Genomic DNA, 25,063 nt, shown 5'->3' on the forward strand with positions numbered 1-25,063 from the left:
GTCCTCCGCGTGGTTCTCGCTCTGCGGACAACGCGATCTCGCTCTTCCATCCTCCCCCGCGCGTAAGCTAGCGTCCTGTCCTTGGTCCTCCTCCCTCCCTCAAGGACGCTAGCAACATCGTCATGACACATGACCTGAAACGGGTTCCGACCCGCACGGCGGCCGCCTATGGCGCCGGGCAGCTCGGCGCGCAGATATTCCGCGACACGCCGGCCGTTCTCCTGCCGATCTTCATGACCACGATCCTGGGCATTCCGCCCTGGCTGTCGGGTTTCGTCATCCTGATCCCGAAGCTCTGGGTGATCGTCTGCGATCCGCTGGTCGGGGCCTTTTCCGACCGCAAGAAGGACACCTTGGGCCGTACCCGGTTCCTGACCATCGGCGCGATCCTGACGAGCATCGGCTTCGCGAGCCTCTTCGCCATCGTCGAGTATCCCAGCCCCTACGTTGCGGCTGCGGCGGTCTGCGTGCTGTTCCTCGTCGCCTCGACGGCTTTCAGCATCTATTCGGTGCCCTACCTTGCCGTCGCGTCCGAGCTTTCGAACGATCCGCACGAGCGCACGCGCATCCTGACGTTCCGCATGGCGGCGACGATCGGCGGCGTCGTGATCGGCGTCGGCGTGGCGCAGCCGTTGGTCTTCGCGCTGGGCGGCGGAGCGCACGGCTGGCACGTCATGGCGTTCTCCTTTGCGGCGCTCTGCCTCGTCTCGATGCTGGTGCCTGCTTTCGGGCTGCGCGGCGTGCCGCTGCTGAAGGGCACGCAGGCACCCGGCCGGATGATGGAACAGCTGGGTTCGGTGGCTTCCAACAAGCCGTTCATGATCCTGCTGGCGACGACCTTCATCCAGGGCATCGGGCAGGCGTCCAGCTATACCGTCATCGGGTTCTACTACGTCTACGCGCTGAACCTCGTGCACATCATCCCGACCTTCGTGATCGCGATGGCCTGCGGCAGCCTGCTGAGCCAGCCGACGTTCCTCTATCTGTCGCGCCGCTTCGGCAAGGAGAAGTGCTACGTCGTCGGTTCGGTGCTGTGGATGCTGGTCACCGTGACCTGGTTCTTCGTGGAACCCGAAAGCCCGGTCGTCATGACCCTGCCCCTGATCGGCGACGTGACGCGCGAAGGCCTGCTTGTGCTGGCGCGCGGCGTGTTCATCGGCGTGGTCAATACGGGCTTCCTGCTGCTTTCGTTCTCGATGCTGACCGATACCGTGGACTTGCATCGTCGCCGCCACGGCGCGGCGAACGAGGGCGTGTTTTCCGGCATCTTCAGCGCCGCCGAGAAGCTGGCTTTCGCCCTCGGCCCACTTGTCGCGGGCATCATCATGAGCGCCTTCGGCTTCGTCTCCTCGACGCACGGCGTGGTGCAGCAGAGCCAGCACGCAGTGCTCGGCGTGATCCTGCTCTATTCGGCGGTCCCGGTCATCACGCAGTTCCTCAGCCTGCTGGTGTTCTCCCGCTACCGCCTAGACCCGGCCGAGATCTCGACCGGGCCGGAGAACTGGGAAGACGCTGCCCGTCTCGAGCCGTCTCCCGGTCTGGAGCGCTGATCGCGCCATTCCGGTGACAGCAAAAAGCCCGCCCGGCGCATTGCCGGGCGGGCTTTTGCAGACCGTTCAGAAAAGTGCCGTCAGGCGCCGGGAATGTTGCCGCCGTCGACCGGGATGAACACGCCCGAAACCGCCTTGTTGGCCGGATCGGCCAGGAACAGCACGCTGCCCGCGATATCCTCGGGCGTGGCGAGGCGACCGAGCGGGCTGTAGGCTTCCATCTTGGCGAGGAAGTCTCCATCGCTCTCGCCGTCCAGCTTGTTGCCCATCAGCATCTCGGTGGGCACCGCACCGGGCAGTACGGCATTGACGCGCACGCCATAGCGGCCGGCCGCCCGGGCCGCGGTACGGGTGGTCATCAGGACCGCGGCCTTCGAGCCGCAGTAGGCGGCGCCGGTCGGGTTCGCGGTGATCGACATGCCGGACCCCATGTTGACGATGGCACCGCCGTTACCCTTCGCCTTCATGCGCCGGATCGCGTGCTTGCAGCCTAGGAACACACCGTCCGAGTTGATCGCGAAGTGCTTCTGCCACATCTCCAGCGGCATGTCCTCGAAGGGGATGTTCGGGCGGTAGATGCCGGCGTTGTTGACGAGCACGTCGATGCCGCCCAGCTCGCGGTCGATGTAGTCCATCAGGGCGATCCAGGAGTCCTCACTGGTCACGTCGAGGGTGCGCTCGATGACCTTGCCATTCACGGGCTCTTCGCCCGATGTGGCGAGATCGGCGCTGACGACAGTGGCGCCGCGCGCGGTGAAGGCGGCGACGATAGCCTTGCCCAGACCGCCCGCACCGCCGGTGACCACGACGTTCAGGCCGGAGAAATTGTCTTGAATCATCGTCACTTGGTATCCCGAGAGGTTGTGTTTCAGGCCCGCCGCTGCACTGCGATCGGGCCGACGGCAGTGACACGGCAAGCGCGAACGTGCCTTGCGGTTAACCTTCGTCGCTCGCGGCCAAGCACGGATTCTGGCGCATCTCCGCCTAGTGATAAATCATCGGCAGGTGATCAACAAATTCGACTCAAATTGTCCAAAACCGCGTCTGAGGCACCTTCACCAGACAACAAAGGTTCGGGGAAAATCGCCATGTCCAGCCGGTTCGGGTTCCTTCTCAGCTCTGCTCTCGTCACCATTATTGCTGCTGCGCCCGCCATGGCGCAGGAGGCACCGCAGGCCTCTTCCGACGCGGTAACCGGCAACGACATCGTGGTGACCGCGCAGCGCCGCGAACAGTCGCTGCAGGACACGCCGATCGCGGTCAGCGCCTTCAGTCCGGAGATGCTGGAGGATCGTGCGATCACCAGCGTGGTCAACATCGCGCAGAACACCCCGGGCCTCTATCTGAGTCAGGGCACTGCATCGCCCAGCACGCTGCAGGTCGCGATGCGCGGCGCGCTGGAGCAGAACGGCGGCACCATCACTTCGGAATCGCCGGTCGCGATCTATATCGACGACGTCTACCAGTCGCGCCTCTCCGCTGCCGACTACGATCTTGCCGACATCGAGAGGGTCGAAGTGCTGCGCGGCCCGCAGGGAACGCTTTACGGTCGAAACTCGATGACCGGCGCGATCAAGCTGATCACGCGCCAGCCCAATGGCGAGCACTGGGCGAATTTCGACATCAGCTACGCCCGCTTCGAGGAGGTCAAGGCCAAGGTCAGCGTCGGGGCACCGATCACCGGGAACCTCGCGCTGGCGGCCTCGGGCTTCTACGACAACCGCAACGAGGGCTGGCAGCACAATATCTACACGGGCGAGGACGTGACGAAGTTCCGCCGTTATGGCGGGCAGGTCGCGCTCGGCATCACCAATGTCGACAAGCTCGAGGCGGTGGTGACCGCGCGTTATGCCAAGAGCACCAGCGACGGCCAGCACTTCCTGCCGATCGAGCCGACCTCGCCCTACAAGCCGGCCATCGGCTTCTACGAGACGCGCACGCCGCTTCCCGCCCTTGGCAACAACGAGCAGTATTCGTTCTCCGGCCGCCTCGGCTACGACCTGAGCGACACGATCACCGTGCGCTCGATCACCGCCTACCAGCACCTCAAGGAGCGCTGGGCGCTCGACTTCGCGGGGGGCTACGTCGCACCGGGCAGCACTGCGGACCCCATCGTCGGCTTCTATCGTGACAGCCTGGGCCGCCAGAACCAGTTCACGCAGGAATTCCAGCTGCTTGCCAACAGCGCGGACGACCGGTTCCACTTCATCGCGGGTGCCTTTTACTTCCGCGAACATGCGGAGCAGGGTACGGCGGGCGACATTTTCCTCGGCTTCCAACTCCAGCCCTCGACGATCGACACGACCTCGAAAAGCTATGCCGGATACGCGCAGGCCGATTACGAGATCATACCCGGCCTGACCGCATCGGCCGGCATCCGCTACACGCATGACACCAAGTCGTTTTTCGGCACCACGCCGGATTCGCTGGGCGTCATCCATGACCTGAACTACGCGATCAAGGCGAACGTCTGGACACCCAAGTTCAATCTCCAGTACAAGTTCTCCGACGACGCGATGGTCTATGCGACCGTGGCCCGGGGTTACCGCGCAGCGGGCTTCAACTCCCTGAATTCGGGCGACCCCGACAACTACGGCGCGCCCTATGCGCCCGAGTTCGCATGGTCCTATGAGATCGGCGGCAAGGTCGAACTGCTGGATCGCAAGCTGCTGCTGAACGTGGCGGCCTATCACGAGAGCCTGAACGACCTGCAGACGCTGGCCTTCGGCCCGGCGGCAGGCAGCTTCCTGATCCAGAACGCGGCGAAGGCCAAGGTGCAGGGTGTGGAAGTGGAATCCACGCTGCGTCCGGTGGAGGGCGTCAGCCTCTTCGGCAACGTCACTTATACTTACGACAAATATCTCGAGCTGGACCCGGCCTCGCAGGCCGCGGGTGCAGGCGCGACCCGCCTGCCGCTGATCTCGCGCTGGCAGTACCAGCTAGGCGGCACGGCGGACATGCCGCTGGGCGACAGCACGGTGACGCTGGCGGCGGACTATAGCTGGCGGTCGTCGTACAACTCGCTCGTCTCGCTGTCGGAAGCGTCACAGAACCCGGCGATCGGGCGCGCCAACGCCTCGATCACCTACAAGCTGCCGGGCGACCATATCCAGTTCTACGCCCAGGCGACCAATGTCTTCAACTCGAAGGACTGGTTCGCCTCGGCAGAGTTCGTCCCCGGCCTGTTCGGCTACAAGATCCCGCTGGAGCCGCGCGTCTGGCGCGTCGGCTTCCGCTACAAGATGTGACCTCAAGGAGTGATGCAAATGGCCGGAGAGACCGGAATCGCAGAACCGGTGCAGGATGTCGATTTCGGCTCCCCGGCCTTCCTCGAAGATCCCTGGAGCCCGCTGCGCGCGCTCCAGGATCAGGACCCGGTGTTCTGGAGCGAGAAGCAGCAGGCGTGGATCGTCACCCGCTACGAAGATGTCATGGCGACGTTCCGCGACCAGCGCCTGTCCGCCTCGCGCATTGTGCCGTTTCTTTCCACGCTGGTGGCCGATGTGCGTGCCGAGTATCCGCTCGTCGCGCATTTCGAGGAGAAGTGGATATCCAACGTCGACCAGCCCGTCCACTCGCGGCTGCGGCGGCTGATGGCGAACGCCTTCTCGCGCAAGGTGGTGGATGCCCTGCGCCCCGCCTCGCGCAAGATCAGCGAGGACATCCTGCGTGAAGTGAACGGGCGAGAGGTGGACTACGTGCACGCCGTCGCGCGTGAACTGCCGGCGCGGGTGATCACCGCGATGTTCGGCATTCCCGACCACTTGCGCGACCAGTTCGCCGACTGGGCGGGCGCGATCCAGCAGGCCACCGGCGCGGCAGTCCTGACGCGCGAGATGGTGGACCTCTATCACCAGACCCTCGCCGACATGAACGTCGAACTGCTCAAGCTGATCGCCGAGCGGCGCGAGAGCCCGAAGGAAGACCTGCTTAGCCAGTTCGTCCAGGCGCGCGACGCCAATGACCAGCTTTCCGATGACGAGCTGCTGGGCGCCTGCCACGCCACGATCATCGCCGGGTTCGAGACGACGATGCACATGCTGACGCTGGGCATGCTCGAACTGCACGAGCGGCCCGCGCTGCAGGCGCGCCTGCTCTCCGGGCCGGCCGACGCGGCGAAAGTGGTGGACGAATTGCTGCGCTACATCGGCATGGCCAAGGGCATGCTGCGCATCGCGCGCGAGGATTTCGAGTGGCATGGTCACACGATCCGCAAGGGCGACTTCGTCTACGGCATGAACATCTCGGCCAACCGCGACCCCCGCATGTGGCAGCGGCCCGACGAGATCGATCCGGATCGCGACAACAACCGCTCGATGGCGTTCGGGCCGGGGATGCATTTCTGCCTCGGGCACCTGCTGGCAAAGATGGAACTGGCGGAGTTCTTCAGCGAGCTTTTCGGTAGTTACGACGTGACGATTCTCTCCGCCGAGCGACCGTGGATCAACAGCTTCACCTTCCGGGGGCTGGACCGGCTGCCGGTGCGGATCAGCGCTAAGGGCTGATCCGCCCTGTCGATCAGGGCCAGTATCCGCCTTACATCCACCCCGTCACCCTGAACTTGTTTCAGGGTCCATCATGCCGACAGCCCGGTGGCTTCGACGGCAAACCGAGAGGGCAGCCTAGCCAGCTACCTCCCCGCGCCAACCGCCCGATGGATCCTGAAACAAGTTCAGAATGACGAAAGGACATGCCGCGCAGTTGCGCCTTCAGATCCCCAGCGCACCCGGATTGAGCAGGCCGTTCGGATCGACCTGCGCCTTCACCGCACGCAGCAGCGCCAAAGCGCCCTCGTCACGCTCGCGCGTGTAGGGATAGAGCTTGCCCACCTGGAAATGGCCCGCTCCGTGGGCATGCATCAGACCGATGATCTCGGTGCGGATTTCCTCGACGAGCGCGGCGCCGTCGGGGTTTTCGGCGTAGCGGGGCAGGCCGGCAAGGTAACCCGGCTCCATCATCCGTTCGTGATAGGGCGTCAGTGCGTCCTTCCAGTACAGTGCCGGTTCGTAAAGGAACGTCCCCGCCCCGATCGACGAGAACATCGCCCCGATATAGGCGCCCTTGCGATCCATCTCCGCACGCTTGCTGTCGACGTAGGCGGTAAAGGCGGCATGGAACGCCGCGACGCGCGAGTGCGGCAGCAGGCCGTGCAGCGGCACCCAGCGCTCGCCTGCGGGGCCGAGCATGTTGTGCAGCGGCTGGAACGGCATGGCGCGCACGACCGTCGGCACCGAGTTGGCGATCTCGCGCCCGAAGCCGAGTGCGACCTTGCGAATGGCGTCGATCTTGGCGCGCGCCTCGACGGCGGAGTAGCCATCGGCGATGTAGTGGGCGGCGTAAGGCGCCGAGGCCAGAACCCGCCGCCCCGCCGCCGCCATGCGGATCAGGCTGCGCGCACCCGCCAGCGCGCTGGGCGAGGACTGCCACACGCCCTTGGCCACCGAGAGCATCGTGCCGGTGTCCTGCTTGGCGATCTGCCCTTGAGACAGGGCGAGGTCGAGGCCGAAGGACTTCTCCTCGATCTTCATGCCCGCAATGGCGGACATGCAGCCGTGCAGCGCGGCGAAGTCGGGGAAGGTGAAGGACGCGGTCTCGTGCGCGGGCTTGCGGCGCAGCAGCTTGAGGGTGATCGCGGTCTTGATCCCCAGCGCCCCGGAATCGCCGAGGAACAGCCCGGCAAGGTCCGGGCCGTAGTTGCGAAAGCGGCCCCGGCTTGCCTGGGATCCGGTCGTGCCCGTGCGCACGAACGTCCCGTCCGGCAGCAGCACTTCGAGTGCGACCACGCTGTCGGCCGAGATGCCGTTGGCGTTGGAGCCATGGCCGTTGGCGTTCTGGCTCACGGTGCCGCCGACGCTGGCGGCAAGCCCGCTGAACGTCCCGACGAAGGGCACCTTGAGGCCGCGCGGGGCCAGCGCATCGTCGAGCGCCTTCCAGCTGATGCCGGGTTCGACAGTGACGGTCATGTCGACCTCGTCGAGTGAGGCGATGCGGCCGAGGCCGGAGCTGTCGATGACCACGCTGTCCGCGCGCCTGGGCAAGTGCGCGTCGGTATAGGAGACGCCGCCGCCGCGCGTGTGGATGGCAAGGCCCGCCTCGGCCGCCGCGAGCACGATTGCGCGCAGGTCCTCCACGCTGGTCGGGCGGAACACGCCCGCCGGGGTTGCGTGGCGGCGATAGACGTCGGAACCGAAGAACGCCGCCTCGCCGTCAGGCAGGCGCGACGGGGAAAGGGCGAGGGCGTCGGGCAGGGTCATGGCTGGCACATCCTGTTCTGTTCTAACTGGCTTCCGCGACTGGAAAATTCATCGTCATTGCGAGGCCCTGCAGGGGCCGCGGCAATCCAGGGCGTCGCAGCGTCGGTCTGGATTGCTTCGCTTCGCTCGCAATGACGAAGGGGGGAGCGACGAAGTGAGGGGCGAGATGAGGTTAGCCCGGCTTGCGCGCGATCAGCACTTCCCAGCCGCCGCCGGGGGCATATTCGCCCGCCTTGAATTCGCGGTCGGCCAGTTCGTCGGCCTTGGCGACGTCGTAACCCTTTGCGTCGGCGCCTGCGTATTCGCGGATGACCATCGGCGCGGTGTCGAAGCGGATGGTCTCGGGATCGAAGCCCGCGTTCTTCGCAAGGCCCACCTGATCCATCTCGCGCATGGCGCCCCAGAACGGCTCGTTGTTATAGTAAGTCTCGTTGTCGAGGATGAACTGGGTGAACGGGTCCATCAGGTCGAACGGCGGCAGGTCGCAGTGGATCATCAGGCCGCCGGGGCGCAGCAGGCGGAAGCATTCGTCGAAGATCTTCGGCATCGCCTTGCCGCTGGTCTCGTGCAGCAGGATGTGGCTGACGACGAGGTCGAAGGAGCCGTCCTCGAACTCCGTCCGCTCGGCGTTCATCTGCGCGAAGTTCACCGTCTCGCCCAGCGCCACCGAGCGGGCGTGGGCATAGCGAACCAGAGGCTCCGCTACGTCGATGCCCCAGACCTCCGCCTCGGGAAAGAACTCCTTGTAGGGCAGGGTGGAGTGGCCGACCGTGCAACCCATGTCGAGCACGCGCATCGGCACGAAATCGGGCATCGTGCGGCGGATATAGTTCACCACCGATCGGCCCTTGCCATCGTTGAACGGCCCGCCGTAGCCCATGCCGTAGAGGTAGACGCCGCGTTCGTAGAGGGCGCCCGCCGCGAACTGCTCGGCATCATGGCGGGAGGCATAGCCGCCCGGCATGCAGTGGATGTCGAGCGCGGTGACGTAGCGGGGAACCTCGAAGCCCTCGGGGATGCGCAGTTCCCCGCCCTGTCCCTCGCGTGCCTTCACCTCGGCGGCGAGGCGGGGCCAGTCGCGCTCGATGGTGTCCACCACCGAGAGCCACAGCAGTTCCTGCGCCGTCCGGTTGAGCGCGGCGTAGGACTGGAAGAACGGCTCCTTCTTCATCGCTTTTCGCACGTCGTGACGGCTGGCGAGATCGACGCCGAGCGACTGCGATTCCGCCGCAGTCTTGGCGAACAGCGGGGTCAGGCCGGGCAGGACCTCGCGCTGGATGAAGCCGCGCAGGCCCTTGGCGAAGTTCTGGCGGCTCGCCTCGTCGTGGCTGGCGCGCGGGAGAACCGGGTGGTCGGCCTGCTGGAAGACGTTGAGCATCAGTCCAGTCCTGCAAGTTCGTAGCGCACCGGCCCGAACGAGCCTTGCAGACGCAGCGGCAGGTAATCGCCCGGGGTCACCCAGAAGTCGGCGTATTCGGGCACGAATTCGCTCCAGCGCACCTTGAAGTGCTCGGCCTCGAAGGCGCCTGCGCGCACGGTGATCTCCTCGCGGCCGACGTAAGTGACCAGCGGCGTCACGCAGTGCGCGCGGTAATTGCCCATGCCCCATTCGGAGATCGAGTTGGTTACGCATGTCACCGGCTTCTCGACGCCCGGATCGGCGGTGCCGCAGGCGGCGGCAACCAGCACGTCGGCAAGGATCGTGTGCATGCCGAGGTAGTCGATCCGCTTGCCCGTCTCCAGCCGCTGCGAGAACCGCCCGGCCTCCTGCGAGAAGACTTCCGCCTCCACCGCGGTGCCGTCGACGCGGAACCAGCAGTGCGCCTTGAGGTCGCCGTCGACGAATTCGCGGGTCTGCGCCTCGATCGGGTTCCAGTCGCCGTCCACCGACCAGGTCGCGTTGCGCAGGACCTTGCGGTCGTCGAACTCGATGGTGGCGTTCATCAGCCGGCCCTTGTCCCAGACCGACATGGTGAAGGCCTCGCGGCCCCATTCCTCGTCGCCTTCCTTGAGGTGGACGACACGGCCGGAGAGATGCTTCGGGATCTGGTAGGTCATGGTCGGTCCTTTGGAAGAGGTCACCAGGGAACGGTGTCGCCGGTGTATTCGAGGAACGGGGCGCCATTGGCACAAGGCCGCGCGGTGCTGACGAGGCGGTAGATGCCGTCTACGCTGTCGGCGACTTCGACGGTGGCGTCGGCGCCGCCCATCTCGGTCTTCGCCCAGCCGGGGCAGATGATCAGGACGGCGCGTTTTTCGCCGTGGGTGACGGCGAAGCTGCGCACCAGCATGTTGAGCGCCGCCTTGCTGACGCGGTAGAGGTCCGCGCCCGCCAGCGTGTTGCGCACCATCGAGCCCATCCCCGAACTGGTGAAGGCGAATGTGCCGCCTTCGGGCACCAGTGGTTCCAGCAGGGAGGCGAGGCGTACGCTGCCGATGGCGTTGGTCTTGAGGACGCGCAGGATTTCCTCGTCGGCGCGCTCCCAGATCGGCGCGTCGCCTTGCGGCAGGATGCCCGCGACGATGTGCAGTACGTCGATCCGCTGCCCGGCTAGGCTGTCGCGCAGGGCGAGCGCCTGCCCCTCGTCAGTGATGTCGAGCGGCAGGACGGTGACGCCGTCCAGCTCCTCCAGCGCGGGAGAGGGGGCCACAGTGGTCGCCACCACGTCCCACCCTTCGGCGCGGTATCGCTGCGCAAGTGCAAGGCCGAGGCCCTGCGTCGCACCGACGAGCAGGACCCGGCGCGGGTTCACTGCCAGCCGGCTCCGCGCAGGAACTTCGCGACTTCGTCGGCCCATGCCTCGGGCTGCTGGTCGACGATGTCGACGCCGCCGCCTTCCAGCGCCGCGAAGGCGAAGTGCGGGAAGAGTTCGGATGCGCGCCGCGCGTGGTCGAAGATCATGTCGCCGGTGTTCGACAGTATCAGCGTCGGCTGCTTCACTTGCGCCAGTTGCGGTTCCTGGTCGTACATGTAGGCGGCGTTGTGGCCGTACCAGAAGGCGCCGCGCCCGATCAGCGCCTGCACCACGTAGTCGCTGAGGCGCGCGTGCGGAATGGTGCCGCTGGCAAGGTTGTTACGAATGTCGAACAGCTCCGCCATGTGCCCGGCATGCTCGCGCGCGTGGTAGCCCAGTTCCCACTGGTGCAGGTTGTCGAGGAAGTTCTGGCGGTCCTCGGCGCTGACGAGCAGCGGGCCGTTGACGATCAGCGCGGCGATGCGGTCGGGGAACAGCAGCGCGCCCTCGGTCGCCGCGAGCGCGCCGGTATGGTGGCCGAGCAGGGCCGCGCGCTCGATCCCCAGCGCGCCCAGCACGGCGGGGATGACTTGCGCGTAATCAGTGACGGTGGGGGTGCCGGGCGTCGGGTCGGACATGCCGAAGCCGGGCATGTCGATGCCGATCGCGCGATACCCGCGCGCCGCGAGCGGGGCGTAGACATTGTCGAACTGGCCCGAGGTCATCGGCGCCTGATGGAACATCAGCAGCGCGGGGCCTTCGCCCGTCTCCTGAAAATGGACCTGCCCGAACGGACCGTCGGCGTAATGACGGCGGGGCCAATTATGCTGCATCAAATGTCTCCTGTCGCGACCTTGTCGAGCGTCTCGCGGTAGGTCCGGTCGCTGTACTTGTGTTCGAGTTCGCTGCGCCGCTGGCGCGAGAATTGGAAGAGCCTGCCGTAGAAGCCCTGAAGCGCCTGCTCGCGCGTCCGCAGCAGCGCCTCGTCGGGCTGAAGCGCCTCGATCTCGGTGGCGAGGTCGATCCCGTGGCGGCTCATCACCCGCTCGGCGGTGTCGAGCCTTTCGCGCACGACGTGCAGTTCCTGCGCGAGCACCAGCACCATCGACATGACTTCATCGACGCCCTCGGTCGCGAAGAATTCGGGGCGCTTGCCGCGCACGGTACGCGGGAGTTCAGGCGTGTCGCTCATGCGTTCAATCCGTCCAGTGCCGCCAGCACCTGCGCCAGCGGTTCCACGTCGGCATATTTGTAGGCCATGTCGAACAGGTTCACCGCGTGGGCCGTGGGGCTGCGGTCGTAGACGCATTCCTCGGGCACGGTGACGCGGAAGTTGTAGGCGAAGGCGTCCACCACGCTGCCGCGCACGCAGCCGCTGGTGGTGCAGCCGGTGACGACCACGCTGTCGCAGCCCAGGTCGATCAGGTAGCTGGCGAGCGGGGTGCCGAAGAAGGCGCTAGGGTGCTTCTTGGGCAGCAGAACGTCGCCGGGCAGCGGCGCGACGTCCTCGACGAAGCGATAGCCCTCGGTGCCGATGGTCATCAGTTCGGGGACCTTGGCGGCAAGGCGCCCCTGATCGAACGCCTCCTTGGGCGCAACGTGGGGATAGAGCACCGGCAGGCCCAGTTCGCGGAACTTAGCGAGCAGCGGGGCGATATGGCGCACCGCTTCCCACCCGGCATTGCCGCAGCTGGTCTTGAACTCCTCGATGGAGTCCCAGAACGGCGCCTCGCGCGTGCCGATGGTGCGGTACTGCACGTCGATGATCAGCAGCGCCGGACGCTTGCCGAGACCGCCCGGCCGCCCGAAACCGGCGGCGCGGTAGCGGCGCTCCTCCTCCTCGGAGACGATCCCGGTCCAGGGTCGATCCGGGGGTCTTGTCATGGCTTCACGTCGCCTTCGTAGTGAAGGCGCATCGCGTCCCATTCGGCCGTCCTTACGACCTTCTGGCGCTGGACGAAGTCGGCGAGGCGATCGCCCACGTTCTGCAGCGAACCGTCGTCCCTCAGCGCGCCCAGCACCTGCTGCATCGCCAGTACCGAAGCTTGCAGCGCGGCATTGGCGTAGAGGACGAGGCCATAGCCCATCGCCTCGAACTCGGTAGCGGGGAAGGGCGGGGTCTTGCCGCCGTGGACCACGTTGACGAGGTGCGGCAGGCCGGGATTGCGGCCGGGCGCGTCGCGCAGTTCGGCTTCGGTGGTCAGCGCCTCGACGAAGAGGATGTCGGCGCCCGCCTCGGCATAGAGGCTGGCGCGCTCGATGGCGGCTTCGTAGCCTTCCACCGCCTTGGCGTCGGTGCGGGCCATGATCAGCGTGTTCTCGTGGCGCCGGGCGTCCACCGCCGCCTTGATCTTGCCGATCATCTCGGCGGCGGGGGCCACGTCCTTGCCCTCGAAGTGGCCGCAGCGCTTGGGGAAGACCTGATCCTCGATCTGGATCACCGCCGCGCCGGCGGCCTCCAGACGGCGCACCGCGTGGTAGCAGCTGACCGAATTGCCGTATCCGGTGTCGGCATCGACGACGAGCGGCAGGTCCACCACGGCGGCGATCCGCTCCACCGCCTGCGCCATGTCGGACAGACCCAGGATGCCGATGTCGGGGAGGCCCAGCTCGGTGTTCGCCACGCCCGCGCCGGTGACGTAGAGCGCTTCGTAGCCAAGATCCTGCGCCACGCGGGCGGCCAGCGGATTGGCGACGCCCGGCAGCAGGACGGCGCGCTTGTCTGCCCCGTTTGGTGAAGATAGGCGCAGCTTGAATTCTTGTCTGGTCATGAGGCCGGAGACTATCGCTGCCGTGGCCACGCGGGAGCCGGTGCGCGGGCGCTATCCGGCAGGCGGAGTTTGTTCGGCTGGCGGGCAAAGCGGCGCATCGGGGCTGGCCTGTGCGCGTGCCGGCCTAGTCTGCCCGGATGACGCCAGACGAGCGCATCCCTGTGGAGATACTGACCGGCTTCCTCGGCAGCGGCAAGACGACGCTGCTCAACAGGATGCTGTCGGAAGGCGCCTTTCGCGACACCGCCGTGGTGGTGAACGAACTGGGCGAGATCGGGCTCGATCACCTTCTCGTCGAAACCGCGCCGGGCCAGATCGCGTTGCTGGAGGGCGGTTGCCTGTGCTGCGCCGTGGTCGACTCGCTGCCCGAGACGCTGCTGGATCTCGTGCGCCGCCGGGCAGGCGGAGACCTGCCGAGGTTCGGGCGCATCGTCATCGAGACGACCGGGCTCGCCGATCCCGGTCCGATCATGGAAGTGGTGCGCCGCAGTCCGCTGCTGGCGCATTTCCTGTCGCTGGGCGTGGTCGTCACCGCGCTCGACATGCTGGGCGGCCGCACGCAGGTGGAGCGTCACCCGGAAGCGCTGCGCCAGCTGGTGCTGGCCGACCGGCTGGTGCTGACCAAGCTGGACTTGCGCGGTCCCCTCGCGCCCGAGGAATGCGTCTGGATCGCCGGGGCCAATCCGCTGGCGGACGTGGTCACCGCGTCGGACGTCCTCGCCGATCCGGCGTTGCTGCTGGCCCCTGTGCGCGGGGCGCGGCCTGCCGTGACGGACGACCATGCGGCGCATAGCCATGGCGTGCGGGCCTGGAGCTTTCCGCTGGACGAGCCGGTCACCCGCTCGGGCCTTGCGGCTTTCGCGGCGGCGCTCGATCACCGGCTGGGCGGAGACCTGCTGCGCTGCAAGGGGCTGGCCCGGACGCGCGGCCGCCTGTTGCTGGTGCAGGGCGTCGGTGCGCGGTTCTCGGTGACCGACGCCCCGGCGTCCGCCAACGATGCCGCGCCGCACCTCACCGTCATCGTCCAACGGCGCGAGGCAGGCGATATCGCCGCGCTGCTTCCGTGGCTTCACGTACCCGAGGGCACGATGCCCCCATCCAAAGAGGACCTGCAATGAGCGGCTTCGACCTCCTGATCGCCAACGGCACAATCGTCGATCCCGTCGGCGGTATCGCGCAGGGCGACATAGCCATCACAGATGGCCGCATCGCCGCGCGCCTCGCCCCCGGCAGCGGAGTGACGGCGCGCGAAACGATCGATGCCACGGGGCTGCACGTCTTCCCCGGTCTCATCGACACCCACGTCCATTTCGGGTTCGGGGAACCGATCACCGAATACACCACCGAGACGCAGCATGCGGCCATCGGCGGCTTCACGTCGATCCTTGGCTATTTTCTGTCGAGCGAAGGCTACGGCGAGATCTTCGACGCCGAACATGCCCATGCCCGCGAACGGTCGCATGTCGATTTCGGCTTCCACTTCTCCGTGGCCAGCGAGCGCCACGTCGAGGAAATGGAGCGCTACGTCGCCGACTACGGAGTCACGTCGTTCAAATATTTCATGAACTTCAAGGGTGAGGAAGGCCGCTACCTCGGTCTCGACGGGACCGATGACGGGTATTTCTACGCGCTGCTGGAGAAGGCCGCGAGCCTTGGCGAAGTCACCATCGTCGTCCACACCGAGAACATCGAACTGGTCAACCGCTTCCGCCGCGCCAGCATCGCCGGGGGCGGCATGACGCTGAAGGACTGGAACCTCTCCAAGCCCGCGATCACCGAGGCGGAAAGCACCATCCGCGCGCTCTATCTTGCGGAAAAGCTGGGTGCGCGCATCTATATCCCGCATATCTCAACGCGCATGGCACTGGACGAGGTGCGCCGCTGGCGGGACCGCTACGACCGGGTGACGGTGGAGACCTGCCCGCACTACCTGACGCACGACTGGGATGCCGACATCGGTTCCATCGGCAAGGCCAACCCGCCGTTCCGCAGCCCGGACGACGTCGCGGCGCTATGGGAAGGGCTGGCCGACGGCGCCATCGACGTCGTCGCTTCGGACCACGTACCGCGCAAGCGCGCCACCAAGGAGAAGCCGGTGTGGCAGGCCTCGCAGGGCTTTCCCGGTACGGCGACGATCCTGCCGGTGCTGCTCGATCAGGGGTATCACAAGGGCCGCCTCTCGCTGGAGCGGATCGCGCAGTTGCTCACCAGCCGTCCGGCGGAGATCTTTTCCATGAAGGGCAAGGGCAGCCTGGCTCCCGGTGCCGATGGGGACGTGACGCTGGTGGACCTCGAGCAGAGCCGTGTCGTCGATCCTGCGGCGCTGGCTTCGTATTCGGACTATAGCCTCTACGAGGGCTGGACCCTGCGGGGGTGGCCGGTGCGCGCGATCCTGCGCGGGGAGACGATCATGCAGGATGGCCGGGTCACGGGCGCCGGGGGGTATGGGCGTTATCTGGCGCGAGGCGCTGCGGAACCGAAGGCGGGATCTCTTTCCCCCTCCTGACCTCGTCATTGCGAGCGCAGCGAAGCAATCCAGGGCAGTCTTGAGCCGCCCTAGATTGCTTCGCTGCGCTCGCAATGACGAGGTGGGGGTTACCCCAACGCCAGTTCCGCCAACTGCGCCGCCCAGTCGCGGTGCCATTTCTGCACGAGAATCTCGTTTGCCCCGAACACGGCGCTGAATCCCTCCGGCGCGTTTGACAAATTGCGGTAGGCTTCCTCAGAGACGCTGTAGTCCTCGGTCCGCACGACATCCTCGATGAAGCCGTGGAGCACCTGCCAGTCCTCGTCCGGCTGCGGGCCATCGGCGTGGCCGGGGCGGTAGGTGGCCATGCGCGTCACCGTGCTGCCGGGCGTCTCGCCGGGATAGAGGTGGTAGAAACCGTAGAACATCTCCCCGTTCGGACCCGAAGAGACGTTAAGGTTGATGTTGGGGAAGATGAAGTAGTTGCCGCCGAAGTTCTCGTCCGGCCACTCGGTCTCCGGCGCGTCGGCGAGGGCATACCAGTCCTTGCGCGGGAAGCCCATGCGGGCGTGGCGCTCGAACGGGGTCAGCGCCATGACGTTGGAGACGAGGCGCGGGGCCACCGTGGTCGCGTGCAGGGTCGCGAAATGGTAGCTTTCGCAGTAGGTGTCCCAGGCGCATTTCCAGTTGGTGCGCGTTTCCAGCCGGCTGCGGCGCATCGGCCGGGCGCGGCCGAGTTCGAGGTGCTCCAGTTCTGCCGCGAAAGGGCCGAGCCATTGCGCCACGTCGATCGGCTCTCCTGCGGGATCGGCGCGCACGAAGACCATGCCCGCCCATTCCGCCACCGGCAGTTCGACCAGTCCGCGCGCCTCACGTTCCATTCCCGCGAAACCCTCCGCGCCGGGCAGGCCGATCAGCTTGCCCTTGAGGTCGAAGGTCCAGCCATGGAAGCGACAGGTCATGCGCTTGCGGCTGTCGCATTCGGTCACGAGGCGCGCGGCGCGGTGCGGGCACATGTTGAGGAAGGCGCGTACCTGCCCGTCCCCGTCGCGCAGGATCACGATCTCGGGGCCGAGGGCATCGAACAGCAGCTTGTCGCCCGGCTCCGCCACGTCGAGCGAAAGGCAGGCCATGATCGGCAGCTTGCGGAAAGCCTCCCGCTCCCGGGCATGGCGGTCAGGATCGACGTAGGCGTGGGCGTCGATCTCCATGATGGTCTCGGCAAGGTCCGTACGCCCGTCGCGCAGGCGCTCGACGAGGGCGCGGCGCAGCGAATTGTGGGAGTCCCGCCGGGCTGCAGAGGGGGCGAAAGAGGGATCGGCGGTCATCGGATCAGTGTCCCCGGTAACGGATGAAGGCGAGAAGGCTCAGCGCCTTGAGGACGGCCGGGTAGACCGCGAAGCAGAGCACCAGCGTGGTGAGGGCGCCGGGCGACTGCGGCACCACGCCGCTGCCCTTGGCGCCGACGAACCCGCCGAGGCTGAGCAGCACGCCGGTGATCGCCGGGCCGAGCGCGAAGGCGACTTTCTCCAGCGCGCTGAACACGCCGGAATAGACGCCCGCGCGTGATGCGCCGGTGGTCTCGCGGTCGTGCTGGATGGTGTCGGTCAGCATCGACAGCGCCATCAGCAGGTACATCGAGTTGAACAGGCCCCACAGGAACCCGCGCAGCGCCATCAGCACGATTCCCGGCGCGGGGATGCCGAGGTGCGCGGCGATCCAGGCGTTCTCGGTCGGCCCGGCGGTGATCCACGAGAGGCAGAACAGTGACCAGCCGAGCACCCCGGTGACGAACAGTGCGCGTTTGGAGAAGCGGCGGCTCAGCCAGACCGTCAGCGGCTGGGCGACCAGCACCGAAGCGGCGGCGAAGACGTTGACAATCGCCAGCGCGCCCGCGTCGTGCAGGAGGTAGAGGAAGAACAGGCCGAAGACGGTGTAGGTCATGCCCTGCGCCGTCAGCGCGAAGAAATAGGTGGTGGACAGGCTCACGAAGCTGCGGTTGCGCCAGAGGGCGAGGATGTCGGCCTTGCCGGTCGCGCCTTCGGGGCGGGGCAGGGTGATGAGGCGGGTGCGGCGCACGGTCGCCCAGGTGACGCCCATGCTCACCAGGCAGACGAGGCCGTAGAGCATCCCCATGCGGTTGAAGCCGTGCCAGCCGTCGCCCAGCCACTGCGCCACCGGCAGCGCGTAGCCCGCGCCGATTGCGACGCCGACGGCCAGGAAGACCAGACGATAGGCGAGGATCGTCGTGCGCTCGCGAGGGCTCTCGCTCATCTCGGACGCGACCGAGAGGTAGGGCACCGAGAACAGGCTGTAGGCGGTCGAGGCGAGCGCGAAGGCGAGCGACATGTAGGCTGCGCTGGCCAGCGGAGAGGCGAAGTCCGGGGCGCTGAACATCAGTACGAAGGCGAGGCCCGAAAGCAGCGCGCCCGCGCCGAGGAAGGGCGCGCGGCCCCAGTTCGCCGCACGCCGATCCGACCAGCCGCCGACGAGCGGGTCGCAGAACACGATCCACGCCTTTGGGATCAGGATCGCGATGCCCGCCATCCACGCCGGGATGCCGAGCACGGTGATCATGTAGATCGGCAGGATCAGCGCGGGGGTGTCGCGGAAGATCTGCGCGCCCACCGCCCCGCTGCCGTAGCCCAGTCGGGTGGCGAGGCCGACGCGCGGGGTCGAGGCCGATGGCGTGGTCATGGCGGCGTCGTAGGTCGCTTCGAGCATCAGCTTTTCCCCGGATAGGCGCTTGCCACCGAGCCGGTCGCGGGCTGGTGCAGGGCCTTGGGCATGGAGTATTCGAGCAGCCCCTCATCGCCGTACTCGCGCCCGAAGCCGCTCGGTCCCGAGCCGCCGAACGGCAGGTCGAACGAGAAGCCGCTGCGGTTGTGCGCGTTGACGAGGCAAAGTCCGGCGGGCAGCGAGGCCGCGAGGTCCCATGCCCGCTCGGTGTCGGATGACCAGACAGAGGCGCTGAGGCAGTCCCCGTTGGCCGCCCAGCGGCGCACATCGGCCTCGTCGCGCCAGGTGACCACGGGGACGATCGGCCCGAACTGTTCGTCGCGCACGAGTTCGGCGGCGTCGGTCAGGCCGGTGACGAGCTGGGGCGCCGCGAAATAGCCTTGCTCCGGGTAGTCGGAGAAGTCGCTGAGCAGCGGCACGACCATGCCCCCGTCGCAGCGCGCCTGCGCGGCGACGCGGCTGATGCGGCCTTGCGCCTGCGCGCTGATGACCGGGCCGATGTTGGTGCGCGGGTCGAGCGGGTCGCCCATGTACAGCAGGCGCCGCGCCGTCTCGACGTAGGCGTCCACGAAGCGCTCGGCCACGGCTTCATGGACGTAGAGGCGCTTGGCCGCCATGCAGACCTGCCCGGCATTGAGGAAGCTGGCCCAGACGAGGGCTTCCATGCGCGCGGCGGTCGGCTCGAAGTCTTCCAGCACGATCAGCGGGTCGTTACCGCCCAGTTCCATCACGCTGGGGATGAAGCGGCGACTGGCCTGCTGCAGCACCGCGCGGCCGACCGTGCCGCCGCCGGTGAAGGCGACTTTCGCCACTTCGGGCGCGGCGATCAGCGCCTCGCCGGTCTCGGCTCCGCCATTGACCGCGCGCAGCAGGCCGGGCGGCAGGTGCGCCGCGATCATGGTGACGATGGCGCTCAGGGTCAGCGGCGCGAAGGGGGAGGGCTTCACAAGCACCGCGTTGCCCGAGAGCAGGGCGGGCGCGATCTTGGTCATGGCAAGGATGATCGGCGCGTTCCACGGCACGATCGCCGCGATGACGCCATATGGCGCGCGCCGCACCACGCGCCGTCCCGGCCCTTCGCCGCGAATGTCATCGGCAAGGAGACGGCGGGCGCGGCCCTCCATGTCGGCGGCGAAGGCGAGGGAGAAGCGGATCTCCCCGGCGCATTCGCCGACCGGCTTGCCCATCTCGCTCGCCATCGTGCGGGCGAGGGTCTCGATCCCCTCCACCGCGCCGAAGGCCGCGCGCAGCATCCCGGCGCGCGTCTCGAAGTCGAGCGCGGCCCATTCGCGCTGTGCCCGCGCTGCGGCAGAGGCGGCCGAAAGGACGTCGGCGGGACTGTCGCGGCGGATGCGCCCGGCCAGTTCGTCAGGCCGGGCGGGGTTCTCGCGCAGCAGCCACTTGCCCTGCGCGTCCGCCATGCTCGACGCGGCGAAGTCCCCCAGCTTCGGATGGCCGGTCTGCGAATGCGGGGCCAAGACCGTCAGCCTTCCTTGAGGAAGCGGACGCAGGCTTCGGTCCACTCCTCGGGGAACTCCTCGATGGTGTCGAGCGTGCCGCCCGCGATCCGGTAGTCGGGCACTTTGCCTTCGAGGAAGTGCAGGCACTTCATGATGCCCGGCGCGGACAAGTCCTTGTCGCCCCAGACGATGAAGCCGGGCACCGTCACGTCGAAGCGGAGCTGCTTGAGCGTGTCGAGCTTGCTGGCCGCGTAATACGATGCCTGCGCGTTCTCCCCGGCGGTGAGGGCGGCGACGTAGAGCTTCTCGAACGCCTTGAGGTTGTTCACCGGCGAGACGTTCTTCCAGCGCAGCTGCCACAGGCGGGTCAGGTGGCTGCCGTCCTCCTCGGCGATGGTCGCGGGCGCGCGCATCGGCACCACGCCCTCGTCGGGGTGGAGAAGCACCGGGCCGGAGAGGACGAACTTCTTGACGCGCTCCGGGTACTGCGCCGCCAACTGGGTGGCGAAGTAGGCGCCGGTATGGACGCCGATCACCGAGATCGGATCGGTCAGCCCCATGTCGTCGAGGAATTCGACGATGGTGCGCGCATATTCCTCGGGCTCGACGAGGCGGCCGGGCAGGTCGGACATGCCGTAGCCGATGGTGTCCATGCAGATCGCGCGGAAGTGCTCGCCCAGCATCGGCAGCACGGTGTCGAACATGCCGCTCGACTGCGGGGCCTGGTGGAGACACAGCACCGGCTCGCCCTCTCCATGCTCGCGGTAGTGGAGCTGGCCGAGGAAGCAGCTGGAATAGCCGCGCTTGAAGTTGACGGGCGCGGTATCGATGGTCGGGATCATGACGGCTCCTGCTGGCTGGCCTCGGGCGCGAGCGGCAGCTCGGCGAGGCTTCGGAAGATGGTGGAGACGAAGGCGGCGCGGCTTTCGCGCATCGCGGCGGTTTCGTCGGGGGTGAAGGTGAAGTTCTCGATCGCCTCGGGAGTGACCGCGCCCTGTGCGGCAAGGACGCCTTCCAGCACGGCGTTGCGGCGCTTGAGCACCCAGACTTGCGCCGCCATTTCGAGCATGACGTCCATCATCGCGTCGAGGCGGCGGTCGCCGAGGAAGGGGCGGCCGTCGGCAAGGCCCTCGCTCTTGTCCAGCCAGCGGCGCAGGTCGGTGACTTCGTCGGGTGTCATGCGGTTTTCCTGCAGACGCGGATCTGCAGCGCTCCGGTGGAGGTGGCGGCAGGGCGGTAGTCGGGATCGACGTCGCCGAAGTGCGCTTTCAGCAGCGCGGTGAAGTCGGAATGGACGAAGGCGGGGGCGTAGGGCTCGCCGTTGTACCAGCTGTCGAACAGGCGCATGCAGTGGCGGCCGCTGAGTTCTTCGGCCGCGATGTGCGGGAAGTCGATGATGGTGAAGGTGCCGCCCGGCTTCAGGATGCGCGCGGCCTCTTTCACGACGCCTTCGGCCACTTCGGGCGGCAGTTCGTGGAACAGGATCATCGCCAGCGCCGCGTCGACGCTGTTGTCGGCGAAATCTAGCACGGCGGCGTCGCCTTGCGCGAAGTGGACCTCGATCCCCAGCTCCCGTGCCCGGGCATGGCCGTAGCGCAGCATCGGCGCGGCAACGTCGATGCCGTGGACCTCGGCTTCGGGGAAGCGCAGCTTGAAGGCGGTGGTGGACTGGCCGACGCCGCAGCCAAGATCGACGATGCGCTGCGGAGAGCCGTCGATCGGGCACCAGGCGGCCATGACGTTGTGCAGGCGATCGTCGTCGTTGCCGCCAGTGAAGAACACCTTGGAGCCGTAGTGGAACACGAACCCGGCGAGCGCGTCGTCGTGGTAGTTGCCCGGCTGCAGGTGGATGTCCTGCGCCCGGAAGTAGTCGGGATAGGCGAAGTCCGGGGCGATGCGCAGCAGGTGGGGGGCGGCGGCCTCGGCCTGTTCCAGCCAGTCCTCCAGTTCGCCCGCGATGCGGCGATAGGTGTCGCCGGTGCCGCGCCACATCATCGTCTGGGTCGAGCGCATCATCCGCCGCGCCATCTGCGCGGCGGGCACGTGGTCGAGCGCGGTGAACAGGTCCTGCACGCGCGGCCGGGGCGACCGGGTCGCCATCCGGGTGCCGATCGCATCGCCCGACTGGACGAGGCGCGGCACCATGCGCGAGAGGTTGAAGGCGCGCATTCCCTCGACGAAATCGACGTAGCTCTCATCGTCGAGGCTGGCCGCACCGCGCAGGGTGCCGATGGGCGGACGGCTCACGCCGGGACGCTTTCGCGCAGCGCCAGGATCGCGCCGTAGAGTTCCGGGCGCGTGTCCATGATGAGGTCGGTCGCGCCCATCAGCCGCTTGTCGCGGTTGGGGGCGAGGTCGACCTCCACGGTGAACGCGCCGGTCAGCGAGGGCGCCATGTGGCGGTCCGGCGCGTTGACTTCCTTGGTCTGCGGGAAGCGGTATTCCGGCGGGGTCGTGCAGATGGTGCCGGGCTTCGCGCAGGCGCTGTCGGCGCGCGCCGCGCTGACGATGGTGACGTGATTCTCCGCCGAACGCGCGGTCAGCATGAGTTCGTGGTGCCAGTCCTCGCGCCATGTCGCGGGACAGGCGATGAGGTCCGCGCCCTTGCGGGCGAGCACGCGGGCGGCCTCGGGGAACAGCAGGTCCTCACCCAGCAGCAGGCCGAGGCGGCCGAACGGGAGATCGAAGACCGGCAGGTCGTCACCCAGCGCCATGTCGTTCGAGCCGGGATCGGGGTGGATCTGGCGGTATTCGCCGATCACGCCTTCGGGGCCGAAAAGGACGGCGCGGTTGACGCGCTTGCCGTCTTCGCGGCCCGGGAGTCCGGCGACGAGGTAGGTGCCTGCTGCGGCAGCGGCTTCCGCGAGGGCTACGCTCGCTTCGTCGAGGCGGCTGTCGTCGCCACGGTCCCACGCGAAGAATTCGGGGAGCACTGCCAGTCCGGCCGGGGCCGAGGCGATCATCGTGACCGCCTGCGCCAGCCGTTCGTCGAAGGTCGCGCCGTCCGGCACGATGGTCGTCAGCGCGACCTTGCCTGCAGGCGCGCGGCCTCCGGCCAGCGCGGCCAGCGCGGCGTTGTCCGTGCCCATCAACGTGTAGAGTTCGGGCCGCCGCCGCGCCATGCGGTCTTCGCGTTCCAGCTTCGAGAGGTCTATGTCGGCGAAGACCAGTCCGATGTCGTCATGCGTCGCGCGGGCCAGCGGCATGCCGTCCGGGCCGACGATCTGGCTTTCCCCTGCGCCCTTCACGAAGTCGCGGGTCATTCCTGCGGCATCGATCAGGTCCTGCAGGTCCTGCCCCTTGACCATGTCCCCCACCCGGTTGGCGGAGATCATGAAATAGCCGTTCTCGGCCGCGCGCGCCGGGATGTGCAGGTTCGCCTCGTCCACCCCGTTCGAACAGAGCGAGTTGAGCACGATATCCGCCCCCAGACACGCCATCGTGCGCGAGGTTTCCGGCACCAGCCCGTCCATGCAGGATATCATGCCGATGCGCCCGATTGCGGTGTCGTAAACGCGCCCGTCCTCGTCCGAGGGGAAGAAGGCGTCACGCTCGATCCACATCAGCACCTGCTTCTTGTTGGAGCCGATGTATTCCCCGTCCGGGCCGATCAGGTGGTTGACCATCCACGCCTTCGGGCATGGCCCGCGCACGGCGGCGTTGAAGCCGATGAACAGGCCATGTTCGCGTGCCTTGGCACGGATCGCCGAGACCAGCGGGCCTTCGAGGGTAACGGCCTCGCGCCATGCGTGTTCGCGGTCGGTATAGGACGTGGGATAGTTGCAGCACTCCTGGAAATGGACCAGCCTGGCCCCGCCCGCCGCCGCCTCGTCGGCAAGGCGCAGGATGTCGGCAAGGACGCGGTCGGTGTCCTTGCCGGTTTCGAACTGTGCTGTGGCTACCCGTAGCATCGTGCGCGCCTTTTCGATCAGAAGTCGAATTCGAGGGTGTCGCCGAAGGTCTTCTGGTCGAAGGTGGCCAGTTCGTAAGTCACGCCCTTGGCATGGCCGATCACGCGGGCGCAGATGCGGTCTTGTCCGGTGGTCCAGACCTCGATGTCGGCGTCGATCGCGCCGGTGTGCCAAAGGTAGTGGTCGCAGACGAACTTGCCGGCGGGGACTTCGATCTCCTCCTCGCCGATGTACTCGATGGCCAGCGTCACTTCCTTGCCGTGCGTCATCTGGCCGCCGTTCCAGGTTGCCGAGGTGGTGAGGATGCGCACCTGCTGCGTGCCTTCGACCGCGCGGTCGCACTGGGTGAACTTCCAGCCCTCGACGACGGTGGGGTGGTAGCCGAGGACGAGGTCGGCGCCGCCGGGAAGTTGGGCCTGCTCGATCGGGCTGCCGTCGGGCGCGATGAGGAGCGACGTCACCTCGTCACCGACCACGCGGCGCACCAGAACGCCCTGGAACTCGCTGCCGACGAACAGGCGGAGGTGCCCGTCCATCGGCATGAATTCGGTGTTCACGGTCTGGGTGACGTGGCGCACCAGCGAAGTGCCGGGGAAGCGCGTCATCGACTGCGCGGTATGGGTGCCGTCGGGGTTGGTGGAGACGATGAAGTTCTCCCACTCGACCCACTTCGAGCGGTCGTCGCTGGGGCCCATCACATAGCTGCCGGTGGTACGGGTAAGCGGCATTCGGTCTACCTCTCTGTCGATCCGGATGGACGGCCCGAATGGTTGGGGCCTCGTCCATTTGCGGTGTTCGACGTCGAGGCTGCCTCACGCTGGGCATGCGGCAAATCGAGGCTGGTGCCTCTGGCCACCAATCGAGAATTTATCGACTGGTGGGGAATTCCGGCATTGGGCCTTGGTGCGTCAGAGCGGCGTCGCGGTCACCAGCATGCGGCCGAGGAACACGGGCTTTTCGGCGCCGATGACCGGTGCGCTCGGCGGCATTGCCACGTCGGCCACGCTGGTCAGGATGGCCGAGGATACGGCAAGGGCTGCGAAGGCGGGGAGCATGCGGGTCATCCTTGGGGCGTCCATCGTCGGTTTTCGATGAGGCTGGTATGACGGCGCGGTGTCGCAGGACTTTGCCACGCCTGCATCAAGCTGTCCGAAAGTGTATTGAGCGGAAATCTCA

The 25,063-nt window shown here is 67.1% G+C and carries 23 protein-coding genes; 5 read left to right on the forward strand and 18 right to left on the reverse strand.

What is annotated here, in order from left to right; translation table 11 throughout:
* The first annotated feature begins 122 nt into the window (after window positions 1–122).
* The gene (locus ACODRZ_RS08585) at window positions 123–1,550 is read left to right on the forward strand and encodes an MFS transporter (RefSeq protein WP_488970093.1); all 1,428 of its coding nucleotides are present in this window, start codon (window positions 123–125) and stop codon (window positions 1,548–1,550) included.
* 80 nt (window positions 1,551–1,630) lie between these two features.
* Here the strand turns inward: ACODRZ_RS08585 and ACODRZ_RS08590 are convergent, their stop codons facing one another.
* On the reverse strand, window positions 1,631–2,389 hold the full coding sequence (locus tag ACODRZ_RS08590) for an SDR family NAD(P)-dependent oxidoreductase (protein ID WP_488970189.1): 759 nt from the start codon (window positions 2,387–2,389) through the stop codon (window positions 1,631–1,633).
* Between the two features lie 249 nt (window positions 2,390–2,638).
* Between ACODRZ_RS08590 and ACODRZ_RS08595 the strand changes: the two genes are divergently transcribed.
* Window positions 2,639–4,798 carry a TonB-dependent receptor gene (locus tag ACODRZ_RS08595; protein ID WP_488970092.1) on the forward strand — a complete coding sequence of 720 codons (2,160 nt, stop codon included), beginning with the start codon at window positions 2,639–2,641 and terminating at the stop codon, window positions 4,796–4,798.
* Between the two features lie 18 nt (window positions 4,799–4,816).
* Window positions 4,817–6,055 (forward strand): cytochrome P450, encoded by a 1,239-nt coding sequence (locus ACODRZ_RS08600; protein WP_488970091.1) that lies wholly within the window; start codon window positions 4,817–4,819, stop codon window positions 6,053–6,055.
* Between the two features lie 204 nt (window positions 6,056–6,259).
* On the opposite strand, the gene ACODRZ_RS08605 is transcribed toward ACODRZ_RS08600, so the two are convergent.
* From ACODRZ_RS08605 to ACODRZ_RS08640, 8 genes are all read right to left on the reverse strand, one after another.
* A complete protein-coding gene (locus tag ACODRZ_RS08605; RefSeq protein WP_488970090.1) occupies window positions 6,260–7,804 on the reverse strand; it encodes an FAD-binding oxidoreductase in 1,545 nt (514 codons plus the stop codon).
* A gap of 172 nt (window positions 7,805–7,976) precedes the next feature.
* Entirely contained in the window at window positions 7,977–9,182 is a 1,206-nt protein-coding gene (locus ACODRZ_RS08610; RefSeq protein ID WP_488970089.1) for a class I SAM-dependent methyltransferase, read from the reverse strand.
* Window positions 9,182–9,862: a hypothetical protein gene (locus ACODRZ_RS08615; protein ID WP_488970088.1), complete on the reverse strand. Its 681-nt coding sequence runs from the start codon at window positions 9,860–9,862 to the stop codon at window positions 9,182–9,184. Before ACODRZ_RS08615 ends, ACODRZ_RS08610 begins: the two co-directional genes overlap by 1 nt.
* Before the next feature lie 20 nt (window positions 9,863–9,882).
* Window positions 9,883–10,557 carry an SDR family oxidoreductase gene (locus tag ACODRZ_RS08620; RefSeq protein ID WP_488970087.1) on the reverse strand — a complete coding sequence of 225 codons (675 nt, stop codon included), beginning with the start codon at window positions 10,555–10,557 and terminating at the stop codon, window positions 9,883–9,885.
* Window positions 10,554–11,372 carry an alpha/beta fold hydrolase gene (locus ACODRZ_RS08625; protein ID WP_488970086.1) on the reverse strand — a complete coding sequence of 273 codons (819 nt, stop codon included), beginning with the start codon at window positions 11,370–11,372 and terminating at the stop codon, window positions 10,554–10,556. The genes ACODRZ_RS08620 and ACODRZ_RS08625 overlap by 4 nt, the downstream gene beginning before the upstream one ends.
* Entirely contained in the window at window positions 11,372–11,731 is a 360-nt protein-coding gene (locus ACODRZ_RS08630) for a hypothetical protein (protein WP_488970085.1), read from the reverse strand. The genes ACODRZ_RS08625 and ACODRZ_RS08630 overlap by 1 nt, the downstream gene beginning before the upstream one ends.
* A complete protein-coding gene (locus ACODRZ_RS08635; RefSeq protein ID WP_488970084.1) occupies window positions 11,728–12,423 on the reverse strand; it encodes an isochorismatase family protein in 696 nt (231 codons plus the stop codon). Before ACODRZ_RS08635 ends, ACODRZ_RS08630 begins: the two co-directional genes overlap by 4 nt.
* Entirely contained in the window at window positions 12,420–13,310 is an 891-nt protein-coding gene (locus ACODRZ_RS08640; protein ID WP_488970083.1) for an isocitrate lyase/PEP mutase family protein, read from the reverse strand. The genes ACODRZ_RS08635 and ACODRZ_RS08640 overlap by 4 nt, the downstream gene beginning before the upstream one ends.
* 161 nt (window positions 13,311–13,471) lie before the next feature.
* Here ACODRZ_RS08640 and ACODRZ_RS08645 point away from each other — a divergent pair, with 161 nt between their 5' ends.
* Window positions 13,472–14,428, forward strand: a complete 957-nt coding sequence (locus tag ACODRZ_RS08645) for a CobW family GTP-binding protein (RefSeq protein ID WP_488970082.1) — start codon at window positions 13,472–13,474, stop codon at window positions 14,426–14,428.
* A complete protein-coding gene (locus tag ACODRZ_RS08650) occupies window positions 14,425–15,816 on the forward strand; it encodes a dihydroorotase (RefSeq protein ID WP_488970081.1) in 1,392 nt (463 codons plus the stop codon). Before ACODRZ_RS08645 ends, ACODRZ_RS08650 begins: the two co-directional genes overlap by 4 nt.
* An 89-nt stretch (window positions 15,817–15,905) precedes the next feature.
* On the opposite strand, the gene ACODRZ_RS08655 is transcribed toward ACODRZ_RS08650, so the two are convergent.
* From ACODRZ_RS08655 to ACODRZ_RS08695, 9 genes are all read right to left on the reverse strand, one after another.
* Window positions 15,906–17,105, reverse strand: a complete 1,200-nt coding sequence (locus ACODRZ_RS08655) for an aromatic ring-hydroxylating oxygenase subunit alpha (protein WP_488970080.1) — start codon at window positions 17,103–17,105, stop codon at window positions 15,906–15,908.
* A 4-nt stretch (window positions 17,106–17,109) separates the two neighbouring features.
* The gene (locus tag ACODRZ_RS08660) at window positions 17,110–18,501 is read right to left on the reverse strand and encodes an MFS transporter (protein ID WP_488970079.1); all 1,392 of its coding nucleotides are present in this window, start codon (window positions 18,499–18,501) and stop codon (window positions 17,110–17,112) included.
* Complete coding sequence (locus tag ACODRZ_RS08665; RefSeq protein ID WP_488970078.1) at window positions 18,501–19,994, reverse strand: aldehyde dehydrogenase family protein; 1,494 nt, start codon at window positions 19,992–19,994, stop codon at window positions 18,501–18,503. Before ACODRZ_RS08665 ends, ACODRZ_RS08660 begins: the two co-directional genes overlap by 1 nt.
* A 5-nt stretch (window positions 19,995–19,999) precedes the next feature.
* Window positions 20,000–20,818 (reverse strand): alpha/beta fold hydrolase, encoded by an 819-nt coding sequence (locus ACODRZ_RS08670; RefSeq protein ID WP_488970077.1) that lies wholly within the window; start codon window positions 20,816–20,818, stop codon window positions 20,000–20,002.
* A complete protein-coding gene (locus tag ACODRZ_RS08675; RefSeq protein ID WP_488970076.1) occupies window positions 20,815–21,156 on the reverse strand; it encodes a hypothetical protein in 342 nt (113 codons plus the stop codon). Before ACODRZ_RS08675 ends, ACODRZ_RS08670 begins: the two co-directional genes overlap by 4 nt.
* A complete protein-coding gene (locus ACODRZ_RS08680; protein ID WP_488970075.1) occupies window positions 21,153–22,223 on the reverse strand; it encodes a class I SAM-dependent methyltransferase in 1,071 nt (356 codons plus the stop codon). The genes ACODRZ_RS08675 and ACODRZ_RS08680 overlap by 4 nt, the downstream gene beginning before the upstream one ends.
* A complete protein-coding gene (locus tag ACODRZ_RS08685; protein ID WP_488970074.1) occupies window positions 22,220–23,887 on the reverse strand; it encodes a nitrilase-related carbon-nitrogen hydrolase in 1,668 nt (555 codons plus the stop codon). Before ACODRZ_RS08685 ends, ACODRZ_RS08680 begins: the two co-directional genes overlap by 4 nt.
* 17 nt (window positions 23,888–23,904) lie before the next feature.
* Window positions 23,905–24,615 (reverse strand): hypothetical protein, encoded by a 711-nt coding sequence (locus ACODRZ_RS08690; RefSeq protein WP_488970073.1) that lies wholly within the window; start codon window positions 24,613–24,615, stop codon window positions 23,905–23,907.
* A 180-nt stretch (window positions 24,616–24,795) separates the two neighbouring features.
* On the reverse strand, window positions 24,796–24,951 hold the full coding sequence (locus tag ACODRZ_RS08695; RefSeq protein WP_488970072.1) for a hypothetical protein: 156 nt from the start codon (window positions 24,949–24,951) through the stop codon (window positions 24,796–24,798).
* Window positions 24,952–25,063 lie beyond the last annotated feature (112 nt).

The organism is Novosphingobium sp. FG90, assembly GCF_057808725.1.